This is a genomic window from Myxococcota bacterium, from assembly GCA_041389495.1.
Classification (GTDB): Bacteria; Myxococcota_A; UBA9160; order UBA9160; family UBA4427; genus JAWKRT01.
Window position 1 is genome coordinate 165,955 of the sequence record JAWKRT010000001.1, and the last position, 12,826, is coordinate 178,780.

The window sequence follows — 12,826 nt, forward strand, 5'->3', positions numbered from 1 at the left end:
GCGCACCGCGCGCACCGCGCGCAGCTCGAAGTGGGCGCCGGCGCCTAGCTCGAAGAGCGCGCCCGCGGCGCGCGCGGCCGCTCGCCCCGGTAGCTCCAGGCGGCCTCGTCCTGCGGCGGTCCGGCCGCTGCGTTCGCGCCCGTCCCTTCGCCGTCTTGGCACCGTCCGCCTCGAGCGGCGCCGCCACGGGCCGCGGCCTCGCGCGCGGCGAGAATCGCGGCGCGGTCGGGGGCGAGCGCGCACGCCGGGTCGGTCGCGGACGCGCGGCCGACGAGCGCGAACGCCTGGCAGCGGCAGCCGCCGAAGTCGGTCGCGCGGCGCTCGCAGCTGCGGCAGGGCTCCTCCATCCACGCCTCGCCGCGGAACGCGTTCATCCCGGGCGCGTCGGCCCAGCACGCGGCGAGCGGGCGCGCGCCGTCCCCGGCGGCGCGCCAGAACTCGAGCCCGGCGATCGCGCGCGCCTCGTGACAGGGGAGGACGGCCCCGTCGGGCGCGACGACGATCGTCTTGCGGCCCCACCCGCCCATGCAGGGCTTCGGGCGGTCGGCCCAGTGGTCGGGCAGCACGAAGACGATCTCGGGCCGCGCGCGCCCGTCCCGCGCCGTGGCGACCTCCCGCGCGGCCGCCTCGATCTGCTCGCGCGAGGGCAGCAGGGCGTCCCGGTTGTGGCGCGCCCAGCCGTGCATCTGGACGTTGGCGAGCTCGAGGCGCTCGGCGTCGAGCTCGCGCGCGAGCTCGATCACCGCGCCCACGCGCGCGACGTTGCCGCGGTGGAGCACGACGTTCAGGACGAGTGGCAGCCCGAGTGCGCGCGTCGCGCGCGCGATCGCGAGCTTCGCATCGAACGCGGCGGTGCCCGCGACGCGGTCCGCCGCGGCGCGATCGACGTCCTGGATCGAGAGCTGGACGCTGCGCAGCCCGGCGTCCCGCAGCAGGCCGAGCCGCGCCGGCGTGAGCGGCCGCCCCGACGTCACGAGGTGCGCGAAGAGCCCCGCGCCCGCGGCGCGCGCGACGATCGCCTCGAGGTCCGGGCGCGCGCTCGGCTCCCCGCCCGTGAGGCCGACGTGGACGACGCCGAGCGCGGAGGCCTCGTCGAACACGCGGCCCCAGTCTTCGGCCGAGAGCGCGTCGCGCACTCCCTCGTAGTCGAGCGGGTTCGAGCAGTACGGGCAGCGGAGCGGACAGCGGTACGTGAGCTCGGCGACGAGGTTGAACGGGCGCGGCGCGCTCACGCGGCCGGCCCGCCGGGCGCCGCGCCTCGCGCCTTCGTCGCGGCCGTCTCGGACCCCTCGTCCGAGTCGGGCGGCGCGGGCCCGAACGCGATGGCGCCCGCGCGCTCCATCGCGGCGAGGAAGTCGTCGACCTCCGCGGCGCTCGCCTCGCCCGCGCCCTCGAGCCTCGCGACTTCGGCCGCGACCTCGCCGCCCGTGCGCGCGCCGTCGCAGAGCGCGAGCACGCGATGTCCGCTGCCCGTGAGCTTGAGCGCGCGCTCCGGGAGCACGACGAGCCAGGCGCGCTCGGCCTCGTCGAAGCGCACGAGCGCGTGCGGCGCGAGCACCGGCGTGCGGCCGTGGCGCTCGATGGCGTCGAGCAGGCTCCACAGGATGTCGCACTTGCGCTCGAGCGCCGCGATGCAACGCGCTTGTGCCTCGGGCGTGCGGGCGTGCTCGCGCACCCAGGCGAGGCCGAACGCGGCGTCGCGCGGCGCCTGGTGCGTGCGCGAGCGGAAGTAGGCGAGGCCGTCGGCGTCGACCCACGGGTAGTGCTTCTCGAACGCCGCGATGCGCGTGTGCATGATGCCGCCCGCGAAGAGCTCGGTGAGCGACGCCGCGACGGCCGTCAGGAGGTCGCTCGACTGCACGAGCTCCACGTAGGCGTCGCACGCGCGCCGCACGCCGGGCAGCACGTGCTCCTGCGCCTCGACCTCGCGCGGGTCGCAGCCACAGGCCTCCGCGAGGCGCAGCCACATCGCGAGGCCGCCGTCGCCCTCGCGCGCGCCGTCGTGGTCGTGGATGCGCTGCACCCACTCGCGCCGGAAGCCCGGCGCGTCCGCCTTCGCGACGATCAGGGAGTCCTTGAGAGGGATGCGCGTCTGGTAGTAGTAGCGGTTGCTCGCCCACGTCCCGAGCTCGCGGCGCGTCAGCGTGCCTTCGTGCATGCGCACGTTGAACGGATGTTTGTCGTGGTAGCGCGCGTCGCCGATCGCGCGCAGGCGCGCCTCGAGCTCGTCGGGCGACAGCAGCGCGCGCGTCACGTCTCGAGCTCCATGCCGTCCGCGGCGATCTCGACGCCGGCGTCGCGCACGGCGCGCGCCTCCGGCGAGCGCGCGTCGAGGATGGGGTTCGTGTTGTTGACGTGCGTGTAGATCGTGCGCCCGGGGAGCGCCGCGAGGCGCGCGAGGCTGCCGTCCGGCCCGCCGATCGGGAGGTGGCCCATCGCGTGCGCGTCGGGTGCGCCCGGGCGCAGCGCCAGCAGCTCGTTCGCGCTCCAGAACGTGCCGTCGACGAAGCGCACGTCGGCGGCCGCGAGCTCGGCGAGCGTGGCGTCGTCGAGCGCCTTGATGCCGGCGGCGTACACGACCCGCCTCCCCGTTCGCGCGTCGGTGATGCGCAGGCCGACCGTCGCCTCGGGATGGTTCGTCGCGAGCGCGGCGAGATAGGTCGGCACCTTGCCCGGCACGGGGAAGAAGCGCGCGACGAGTGCGCCCGCGCCGTCGAGCGCGAACTCCTGGTCGAGCTTCGCCGTGCCCCACGCGGGCTCGAGCAGGCGGAAGGCCGCGTTGTTCGCGAGCACGGCGTCGCGCACCCACGGCGTCGTCGCGATGCGGTACGGGAGCGACTCGCGCATCACGAGCAGGCCGAGCGTGTGGTCGAGGTCGGCGTTCGTGACGACGACGGTGTCGAGCGGGATGTCGCGCGTGCCCTCGCGCGGCCACAGCCCGGGGAAGCGCGCGAGCTGGTCGCGCACGTCGGGGCTCGCGTTGACGAGCGACCAGCGGCGCCCGTCGGCCGAGACGGCGAGCGAGGGCTGCGTGCGCGGCGGGCAGTCCGCGTCGCCGCGCCGCGCGCGCATCGAGTAGGGGCCGCCGCAGTTCCACTGCGGGAGGCCGCCGCCGGCGCTCGAGCCGAGCACGCGAAGCTTCACCGGGGGTCCTCCGTGGACCCCGGAAGCTACCGGAACTCCGAGGGAATCTACACGCGGCGGAGCGCCACGCGGAGCGCCTCGTCGCCGCTCCCGGCGGCGTGCGCGAAGTCGCCTTCGGCGCCGTCGCCGTGCGCGAGCGAGACCGCGAGCGTCTGCTCCTTCACGTAGCCCGCGAAGGCGTCGATCGACGCGCGCCACGCCTCGGGCACGCGCACCGCGAGCGCGATGCGGTCGGCCACGTGGAGGCCGGCCTCCTTGCGCGCCTGCTGCACGACGCGCACGAGGTCGCGCGCGCGGCCCTCGTCGACGAGCGCGTCGGTGAGCGCGAGGTCGAGCACGGCGATCGCGTCGTTGCCGGGGAGCGGCTCGCACGCGACGCCCTCCTTCGGGTCGAGCAGCAGCTCGTACTCGCCGGGCTCGAGCGGCGTGCCGCCGACCTCGACGCCGCCGCCCGGCGTCGTCCGCCAGTCGCCCTGCTTCGACGCGGCGATGACGCGCTTCGTCTCGCCGCCGAGCCGCGGCCCGACCGCGCGCGCGTTCACCTTGAGCCGGAAGGTCGCGAACGCCTCGACGTCCTCCGTCGTCTCGACGCGCTTCACGTTCACCTCGTCGGCGATCAGCGCGGCGAAGGGCGCGAGCGCCGCGGCGCGCGGGCCGGCGACGGTGAGCTTCGCGAGCGGCTGGCGCACGCGGACGTTGCGCGCCGCGCGCAGCGCGAGCGCGGCCGAGCAGGCGTCGCGCGCGTCGTCCATCGCGCGCACGAGCGCGTCGTCCTCGGGCAGTGCGTCGACGTCGGGCCAGTCGCAGAGGTGCACGCTCTCCTCGCCCGTGAGCCCGCGGTGCACCTCCTCGAGCACGAGCGGAAGCAGCGGCGCGGCGGCGCGGCAGAGCGTGACGAGCGCCGTGTAGAGCGTGTCGTAGGCGTCGCGCTTGTCGCCTTCCGAGCCTTCGCCCGCGCCCGCCCAGAAGCGCGCGCGACTCCTTCGGATGTACCAGTTGTTGAGCGCGTCGATGAAGCCCGTGACGCGCGCGCAGGCGGCCGCGATGTCGTACGCGTCGAGGTCGCGCCCGATGCCGGCGACGAGCGCGCGCGTCTTCGCCAGCACGTAGCGGTCGAGCAGCGGGAGCGAGGCCGCGCGCTCGCGCGTCACGAGCCGCGCGCGCACGCCGTCGATGTTCGCGTAGAGGCAGAAGAAGCTGTAGGCGTTCCAGATCGGGTTGATGACGAGGCGCACGCTCTCCGCGATCGCCTTGCCCTCCTGGTCGATCTTGAGGTCGCCGCCCTTCATGATGGGCGACGACACGAGGTACCAGCGCAGCGCGTCGCTGCCGATGCGCTCGAACACGTCGTCGATGTCGGGGTAGTTGCGCAGCCGCTTGCTGAGCTTCTTGCCGTCCTCGGCCTGGATGACGCCGTGACAGATGCAGTTGCGGAACGGCGGGCGATCGAAGAGCGCCGTCGCGAGCACGGTCATCACGTAGAACCAGCCCCGCGTCTGCGCGGTGTACTCGGTGATGAAGTCGGCCGGGAAGTGGCTCTCGAACCACTCCTTGTTCTCGAACGGGTAGTGCACCTGCGCGTACGGCATCGAGCCCGACTCGAACCAGCAGTCGAGCACGTCGGGCACGCGCCGCATCGTCGACCTGCCCGTCGGGTCGTCGGGGTTCTTGCGCACGAGCGCGTCGACCGTCGGGCGGTGGAGGTCGGTGAGCCGCACGCCGAAGTCGCGCTCGAGCTCGTCGAGGCTCCCGTAGACGTCGATGCGCGGGTAGGCCGGGTCGTCGCTCTTCCAGACGGTGATCGGCGTGCCCCAGAACCGGTTGCGCGAGATCGACCAGTCGCGCGCGCCCTCGAGCCACTTGCCGAAGAGCCCGTCGCGCACGTGCTCGGGAACCCAGCGGATCCCGCGGTTGTGCTCGACCATCCGCTCGCGGAGCCCGGTCACCTTCACGTACCACGAGTCGACCGCGCGGTAGATGAGCGGCGTGTCGGTGCGCCAGCAGTGCGGGTAGTTGTGGACGTACGTCTCGTGGCGCAGCACGCGGCCGCGCTCGCGCAGCTCGCGCGCGATCGGCCGGTTCGCCTCGAAGACCTGCACGCCGGCCCACGGCGCGACCTCGCTGGTGAAGCAGCCGGCGTCGTCGACCGGGCACACGACCGGGATGCCCGCGGCCGCGCACACCTCCATGTCGTCCTCGCCGAAGCCGGGTGCGAGGTGCACGACGCCCGTTCCCTCGGCCGTGTCGACGAAGTCGGCCGCGAGCACCTGGAAGGCGTTCGCGATGCCGTCGAGCGGCGCGTGCTCGAAGAACGGGAAGAGCGGGCGATAGCGGCGGCCGGCGAGCTCCGCGCCGCGCACGCTGCCCACGCGGCGCGCGCTCCCGAGCTCGCTCGCGTACTTCTCGACCGCGGCCTCGCCGAGGACGACGCGCCGCCCGTCGAGCTCGAGCACCGCGTAGTCGATCTCCGGCCCGACGGCGAGCGCGAGGTTGCTCGGCAGCGTCCACGGCGTCGTCGTCCACGCGAGGAGGTCGGTCGGCAGCGCGTCGCCGCTCGCGGGCACGAGCTCGAAGCGGACGGTGAGCGCCGGGTCCTGCCGCTCGCGGTACGAGTCGTCGAGGCGCGTCTCGTGGTTGCTGAGCGGCGTCTGCGCCGCCCACGAGTAGGGCATCACGCGGTAGCTCTCGTAGAGGAGCCCGCGCTCCCACAGCTGCTTCAGCGCCCAGATCGTGCTCTCCATGTAGGAGAGGTCGAGCGTCTTGTAGTCGTTCTCGAAGTCGACCCAGCGCGCGGCGCGGTTCACATAGCGTTCCCACTCGCGCGTGTACTTCATGACCGACGTGCGGCAGTGGTCGTTGAAGCGGTCGATGCCGAAGTCGATGATCTGCGCGCGGCCCGAGACGCCGAGCTCCTTCTCGGCCTCCATCTCGGCCGGCAGCCCGTGGCAGTCCCAGCCGAAGCGGCGCTCGACGCGCTTGCCGCGCATCGTCTGGTAGCGCGGCACGATGTCCTTGATGTAGCTCGTGATCAGGTGGCCGTAGTGCGGGAGGCCGTTCGCGAAGGGCGGACCGTCGTAGAAGACGAACTCCTCCCCGCCCTGGGCGCTCGTCGGCCGCTGCTCGACCGAGCGGCGGAACACGTCGTGCTCGCGCCAGTACGCGAGCACGCGCTTCTCGACGTCCGGGAAGTGCGGCTGCGCCTCGACCTCGGGGTAGGGCGTGGGGCTCGGGGCGTCGGCGGTGGGCATGGCGGCTCGCGCGGCCGCGCGGCGCGGCCCTTCCTCCTTGGGGCGCGGCAGGGTACCGCGCCCGCCGCGCGCCCGTCAGTCGAACGCGGCGCGCGTGCGCGGCTCGGGAAGCTCGCTCGCGTCGCGGGCGTCGACGACGCGCCGCGCGACGTCGAGCTCGAAGCCGCGGCGGGCGAGCGCGCCGAGATCGCGCTCGCGCCGCGCCTCGCGCAGCTCGGCGGTCGCGCGGAAGGGGCCGAGGCCGCGCCGCCGCGCGTAGGCCGTCGCGGCGGCGAGCTCGGCCTCGGGGTCGGCGCGCTCGCCGGCGACCTCGCGCGCGACGTCGCCGGCGACGCCCTTCGCGCGCAGGCGCGCGAGCGTGGCGCCGTGCGAGCTCGCCCGCCGCGCGAGCCGGCGCGCCAGGGCCTCCGCATAGCGACGGTCGTCGACGACGCGCCGGGCGACGAGGTCCGCGACGATCTCGTCGACCCAGCCCTCCGCCTCGCGCGCGCGCGCGGCGTCGCGCGGCTCTCCATCCTGCCAGCGCGCGAGCCTGCGGCGGAGCACGACGCGCAGGTTCGCCGCGCTCGAGTCGTAGCGCTCGAGGTGCGCGAGCGCGGCGCGCTCGAGCGCCTCGCGCGAGATCTCGACCGGCGCGCGCCGCCGCGCGCGCGGCCCGCGCTCGCTCGCTCGGGTGATCGCCATCCGTCGCTCTCCGGGACCGGGGTGTGCCAGAGTAGGCGCGGGCCCGCGCGCACGCACGCGCTCGCGTGGATGCGCGGCCCGGGGATCCGCGTCGCATGCCCGAGCTTCCCGAGGTCGAGACGACCCGCCGCGCGATCGAGCCCATGCTCGTCGGTCGCCGCATTGCGCGCGTCGACACGACGGCGAGCTCGTATCTCTTCGTGACGCCGCCCGCGCGGCTGCGCCGCGCGCTCGAGGGCCGCACGGCCCGCTCGCTCGACCGACGCGGCAAGTACCTGATCGCCAACCTCGACGACGCGAGCCGCGTCCTCATCCACCTCGGCATGACCGGCCAGCTCTTCGGCGCGGGCGCGTCGAGCGTGCGGCTCCTGTCGGCCTCGGCGCGCGCCTCGCTCGCGCCCGAGCAGCAGGTGGTCTTCGAGCCGGATGCGCACACGCACCTGCGCCTCCACTTCGCGGACGGCGGCCCGCCCGTCTACCTGCGCGACGTGCGCAAGTTCGGGAAGCTCGCGTGGCTCGCGCCCGGCGAGGGGCACGCGCGGCTCGCGCGGCTCGGGCCCGACGCGCTCGAGCTCACGGGAGAGGCGCTCTTCGCGGCGACGCGGGGACGGCGCGTCGCGATCAAGGCGCTGCTGCTCGACCAGTCCGTCGCGGCCGGCATCGGCAACATCTACGCCGACGAAGCGCTCTTCCACGCGCGCGTGCGCCCGGGCCGTCGCGCGTCGCGCACGACGCGCCGCGAGTGCGACGCCATCGCCGCGAGCGTGCGCCGCGTGCTGCTGCGCTCGATCGAGACGGGCGGCTCGAGCATCTCCGACTACGTCGCCGCCGACGGCCGTGACGGCGCCTATCAGGACGAGCGGCGCGTCTATGCGCGCGCGGGAGCCGCGTGCTACGAGTGCGGCGCGACGGTGAAGCGGGTGGTCGTCGCGCAGCGCGGCACGCACTACTGCCCCTCGTGTCAGCGATGACACCGCGATGCGACGACGTCGCGATCCGACGACGGGACGCAGCCATGAGCGGGCCGGTGAGTGCGGGGTGCGCGTGCGGCGCGCCGCGCCGGACACCCGCGGAGGCGCGTTCGTGCTGAGTCTCGCCGAGCTCCGCCGCGCCGCGCGCGCCGTCGAGCGTCGCTTCGCGGGGTTCCGCGTCGAGCGCATCGCGCAGCCCGACGCCTTCCGCGTCGCACTCACGTTCCACGGCCGCGCGGACGGCGACGACCGCAGCGGCAGGCGCTGCCTCGTGCTCTCGTGCGACCCGGCGTTCGCGCGCGTGGGCGAGCTCGAGCGCGCGCCGGCCTCCGCCGAGCGCCCGCCGGCCTTCCTGCAGTTCCTGCGGCCGCGCATCGAGGGCGCGCGCCTCCGCTCCGCACGCATCGCCGGCGAGGATCGCCAGCTCGTGCTCGTCTTCGACGGCGCGGATGCGAGCTTCGACGTGCTGCTCTCGCTGCTCGGTCGCCGCAGCAATTGTTATGTCATCGCCTCCGACGGGCGGCTCCTCGCCGCGCAGCGGCCGCTCGAGCAGACCCGTCGCTCGCTCCGCATCGGCGAGCCGTGGGAGGCGCCGCCCGAGCCGGCGCCGCGCGAGGGCGACGATCGCTTCGCGGCGGAGGACGACGACGCGCTGCTGCGCGCCATCGAGGCCGCCTACGCCGGCAGTGAGGACGAGCGCACGTCCGACGCGCTCGGCGCGCGCGTCGCGAAGGCCCTGCGCAAGGAGCGCAAGGCGGCGGAGAAACGCGTCGAGCGCATCGACGCCGAGCTCGCCGAGGCCGAGCACGCCGGCGATCTGCAGCGCCACGGCGAGCTGCTCAAGGGGGCGCTCGCGCGCGTCGAGCCCGGCATGCGCGAGATCGAGGTGGCGGACTACGCGACGGGCGAGCCGGTCCGCATCCCTCTCGACCCCGCGCTGTCGCCGAAGCAGAACCTCGAGGCGACGTTCAAGCGCTACCAGAAGCTGATCCGTCGTCTCGCGAAGGCGGGAGCGCAGTCGGAAGAAGCGCGCGCGGGGCTCGCCGCGCTGACGGCGCTCGAGGACGAGCTCGCCGCGCGGGTCGCGGCGAACGACGCCGACGGGGTGGCGCGGCTCGCGGAGCGCGCCGACGTCGCGAAGCTCGTGCGCAAGCACCTCGCGGAGGTGCCGCCCGCCGCCGCGCTTCCCGCGAAGCGCGCGCCGAAGGGGCCGTTCGACGAGGTGCCGCGCCGCCTGCAGCCGCGCCGCTACCGGAGCGCCGACGGGCTCGAGATCTGGGTCGGGCGGAGCGACGAGGGCAACGACCACCTCAGCACGCGGCTCGCGCGCGGCAACGACCTCTTCTTCCACCTCGACGGCGCTCCGGGCAGCCACGTCGTGCTGCGCACCGAAGGGCGCTCCGATCCGCCGTCCGAGTCGCTGCTCGACGCCTGCGAGCTCGCCGTCCACTTCTCGAAGTTCCGCAACGCGGGCAGTGCCGACGTGCACGTCGCGCCCATCAAGAACGTGAAGAAGCCGAAGGGCGCGAAGCGCGGGCTCGTGTACGTGACGGGCGGGCGCAGCATCCGCCTGCGGCGCGAGGAGGCGAGGCTCGCGCGCTTGCTCGCGTCCGTGGTTCCCGACTAGCATCGAGCGCGGGCGGCGGGGAGGCGAGCGGCACGTGGACGATCGACCCGATTCGGTGCCCGAAGGACGAGCCCCGGCGGACGCGGGCGCGCGGACGGGCTGGCGCGCGCAGCTCGTCTGGGCGGCGAGCGGTGCGGCGCTCGCGGTCGTGGTGTTCCGCATGCTCGGCTTCGCCGACGCACCGCAGCTCGACCGCGAGCTGCTCGTCGCCGCGCAGCGCGGGCGGGTCGACGAGATGCGCGCGCTGGTCGCGCGCGGGGCCGACCCGAACGCCGCGTCCGCGGAGGGCTGGACTCCGCTCCACTACGCGGCCTTCCTCGGCCGCGAGCGCGCGGCCGACGCGCTGCTCGCGATGGGCGCGCGCGTCGACGCGCGCGCCGAGAACGGACAGACGCCGCTGTTCCGCGCCGCGCTCCGCGGCGACGCCGACATCGCCCGGCTCCTGCTGTCGCGGGGTGCGAGTCCGGTCGCGCGCGCCCGGAGCGGCGAGACGCCCCTCGCGGCCGCGCTCTCCTCGCGCCACCGCGCCGTCGCCATCGCCCTGCTCGAGCACGGCGCCGACCCCGAGATCCGCGACGCGGCGACGCTCCAGACCCCTCTCCTCTACGCCGCCGCCCATCGCGACGCGCGGCTCGCCGCCGCCCTGATCGACGCCGGCGCGGAGCTCGACGCGCGGGCGTCGACCGGCGCGACCGCGCTCGTGCTCGCGGCGCGCGAGGGCGCGGCCGACGTCGTCGGCCTGCTTCTCGACGCGGGCGCGGATGCGAACGCGGCGTCGCTCCCGGCGAGCGGCGGTGGCACGGCGCTGCACGAAGCCGCGCGGCGCGGCGATGCCGGCGGCGTCGAGATCGCGCGCGCGCTCCTCGCGCACGGCGCGGATCCGGCGCGGGCCGACGCGAGCGGCGCGCGCGCGATCGACGTCGCGCGGGCGGTCGGTTCGGAACGACTCGTCCGCCTCCTCGCGGAGCGTTCGTAGCCCTGCGCGACCCCCCGCGCCGCGGCGGACGGGGTATGCTTCGCGCTTCACCGAGGGGGTCCATCTGTGACGGCGCATCCGCTCATCGAGCTCGCCAACGACGCGAGCGTGAAGGCGGCCGGCTCGTTTCGCGAGGCGGCCGAGGCGCTCACCGGCGCTCGGCTCGCCGAGATGTATCGCGAGGAGAAGCAGGCGGCCGCCGCCGAGGTGCGCGCCGACGTCGCCCACTTCGTCGGCCACGACGGCGGCTTCGAGGGCGACATCGCGATCGACGAGAAGGAGCTCGCGATCGCGGTCTACAACCAGTGCGAGCTCGACCAGGTCACGCTCAAGCTGCTCGACGGCGTGCCGCCGCGCGACGCCGACGACGTCGACGACGAGGGGACGCCCCCGACCGAGGTGACGCTGCTCGACTACGCCGTCCCGGTCACGGCGCTCTCGCCCCGCAAGATCAAGGCGCGCATGCGCGTCGTCAGCGCGCTCGACCTGCTCGGCGTGGCGAACGACGATCGCCTGGTCGTCGCCCGCTGCCGCGTGATGCCGCCGAAGTCGACGAAGGGCGACACGCCGCTGCGCGCGCTGCTCGAGGGGCTCGCGCAGTGCGCGGTCGCCGAGGCGTGGCGCGAGTCGCTCGCCGCGCAGATCGCGGAGAAGTTCGAGCGCACGGTCGCGCCCGCGCCGCCGTCGCTGCTCGTGCTCGCGAACAACCGCTACTGGGAGATCTACCGCAAGCGCTCGCTGCAGAGCGCGGGCCCGTGGATGGCCGCGCTGCGCAAGCTCGGCGGCGAGGTCGAGTCGGCGCTCGGCATTCCCGTCACGTTCGGCAGCATCAAGCTGTACGGCGACCCGCCGTGGCGCCTGCGCCAGGGCAAGCTCATCCTCGATTCCGACCCCGCGCTGCGCGACGGCCTCGAGCCGGTGGGCGACGAGCTGCGGCCGAAGTCGAAGGCGCGCGCGACGTCGGCGGCCGAGCGCGAGGTGGTCGAGCCGGACCTGTCGCGCCCGCCGCTTCCGTACTCCGCTCGCGAGCTCTACTACGCCGGCGATCGCGTCTCGCACCCGAAGCTCGGCGAGGGCGTCGTGCAGCGGCAGCTCGGCCCGAACAAGGCCGAGGTGCTGTTCGCGGGCGGCGAGGTGAAGGTGCTCGTGATGGGGCGCGGCTAGCCGCGGCGCGCCCGCCCCGAGTTCCCGCTCACGCTCCCCCGCACTCGATCAGCACCTTGCGCGCGCCGCGCTCCGCGGCGCGCTCGAGCGCGGCGTCCGCGTGCTCGAGCGGGAAGCGATCGTCGAGCAGCGACGCGACGTCGACCGCCCCGCTCGCGAGCGCCTCGAGCGCCGGCGCGAACGGGCCGCAGCGCGACCCCACGATCCGGATCTCGTCGACGACGACGCGCGCGAAGTCGAGCGACGGCCGCTCCGCGGTCGTCGTCTTGAGGACGAGCGTTCCGCGCGGGCGCGTGGCGCGGACGGCGAGCTCGAGCGCGGACGGCGAGCCGGTCGCGTCGACGACGAGGTCGGCGCGCGATGCGGGCGCCGCGTCGACGCCGGCGGCGAAGTCGCTCGCGAGCGCCGTCTCGATCCCGCGCCGCGCGAGCGCGTCGAGCTTCGCGCGGTGGTGGCCGACCGCGAGAACGCGCGCACCCGCGTTCGCGAGCACCTGCGCGACCAGCACGCCGAGCTTTCCGTCGCCGAGCACGACGGCGCGGGCGCCCGGCGCGACCTCGACCTGCTCGAGGATCTCGAACGCCGCGGCGAGCGGCTCCGTGAAGACGGCGCGCGCGTCGTCGACCGCGTCGGGCACGGCGTGGAGGTTCGCGACGGGGACGGCGACGCGGCGCGCGAAGGCGCCGTCGGCGTCGAGGATGCCCATCACGCGGCGCGTCGGGCAGTGGCGGCCGAGCCCGCGCGCGCACGCGTCGCAGCCGGGCGCCCCGCACGCGAAGTTGATCTCGCACGCGACGCGGCGCCCGCGCCACGCGTCGGGCCCCTCGGCGACGACGCCGACGAGCTCGTGGCCGAGCACGCCGCGGAAGCCCATGTAGCCCTTCGCGATCTGGAGGTCGGTGTCGCACACGCCCGCGAGCCGCACGTCGACGATCGCGAAGCCCGGCGCTGCGTCGGGCTCGGGCACGTCCGACACGCGCGCGCGCCGTCCGTCGAAGCGCAGTGCGAGCAC

The 12,826-nt window shown here is 75.3% G+C and carries 10 protein-coding genes; 4 read left to right on the plus strand and 6 right to left on the minus strand.

Annotation, left to right across the window (positions count from 1 at the left end):
* Nucleotides 1–44 precede the first annotated feature (44 nt).
* The 5 genes from pqqE to R3E88_00800 form a co-directional block, all read right to left on the minus strand.
* Nucleotides 45–1,232 carry a pyrroloquinoline quinone biosynthesis protein PqqE gene (gene pqqE, locus R3E88_00780; GenBank protein ID MEZ4214986.1) on the minus strand — a complete coding sequence of 396 codons (1,188 nt, stop codon included), beginning with the start codon at nucleotides 1,230–1,232 and terminating at the stop codon, nucleotides 45–47.
* Entirely contained in the window at nucleotides 1,229–2,254 is a 1,026-nt protein-coding gene (gene pqqC, locus R3E88_00785; GenBank protein MEZ4214987.1) for a pyrroloquinoline-quinone synthase PqqC, read from the minus strand. Before pqqC ends, pqqE begins: the two co-directional genes overlap by 4 nt.
* Nucleotides 2,251–3,144, minus strand: a complete 894-nt coding sequence (pqqB, locus tag R3E88_00790) for a pyrroloquinoline quinone biosynthesis protein PqqB (protein MEZ4214988.1) — start codon at nucleotides 3,142–3,144, stop codon at nucleotides 2,251–2,253. Before pqqB ends, pqqC begins: the two co-directional genes overlap by 4 nt.
* 47 nt (nucleotides 3,145–3,191) lie before the next feature.
* Entirely contained in the window at nucleotides 3,192–6,392 is a 3,201-nt protein-coding gene (ileS, locus tag R3E88_00795; protein ID MEZ4214989.1) for an isoleucine--tRNA ligase, read from the minus strand.
* Nucleotides 6,393–6,467: 75 nt separating this feature from the next.
* A complete protein-coding gene (locus R3E88_00800) occupies nucleotides 6,468–7,076 on the minus strand; it encodes a RecX family transcriptional regulator (GenBank protein MEZ4214990.1) in 609 nt (202 codons plus the stop codon).
* A gap of 95 nt (nucleotides 7,077–7,171) precedes the next feature.
* Here R3E88_00800 and mutM point away from each other — a divergent pair, with 95 nt between their 5' ends.
* From mutM to R3E88_00820, 4 genes are all read left to right on the plus strand, one after another.
* Nucleotides 7,172–8,047 carry a bifunctional DNA-formamidopyrimidine glycosylase/DNA-(apurinic or apyrimidinic site) lyase gene (gene mutM / locus R3E88_00805; protein MEZ4214991.1) on the plus strand — a complete coding sequence of 292 codons (876 nt, stop codon included), beginning with the start codon at nucleotides 7,172–7,174 and terminating at the stop codon, nucleotides 8,045–8,047.
* A gap of 112 nt (nucleotides 8,048–8,159) precedes the next feature.
* Complete coding sequence (locus tag R3E88_00810) at nucleotides 8,160–9,674, plus strand: NFACT RNA binding domain-containing protein (GenBank protein ID MEZ4214992.1); 1,515 nt, start codon at nucleotides 8,160–8,162, stop codon at nucleotides 9,672–9,674.
* A 34-nt stretch (nucleotides 9,675–9,708) separates the two neighbouring features.
* Nucleotides 9,709–10,650, plus strand: coding sequence for an ankyrin repeat domain-containing protein (locus R3E88_00815; GenBank protein ID MEZ4214993.1), 942 nt, complete (start codon nucleotides 9,709–9,711; stop codon nucleotides 10,648–10,650).
* A gap of 66 nt (nucleotides 10,651–10,716) precedes the next feature.
* Nucleotides 10,717–11,814, plus strand: coding sequence for a hypothetical protein (locus R3E88_00820; GenBank protein ID MEZ4214994.1), 1,098 nt, complete (start codon nucleotides 10,717–10,719; stop codon nucleotides 11,812–11,814).
* Nucleotides 11,815–11,842: 28 nt separating this feature from the next.
* Here R3E88_00820 and R3E88_00825 read toward each other — a convergent pair whose 3' ends face one another.
* A complete protein-coding gene (locus tag R3E88_00825) occupies nucleotides 11,843–12,826 on the minus strand; it encodes an alcohol dehydrogenase catalytic domain-containing protein (GenBank protein MEZ4214995.1) in 984 nt (327 codons plus the stop codon).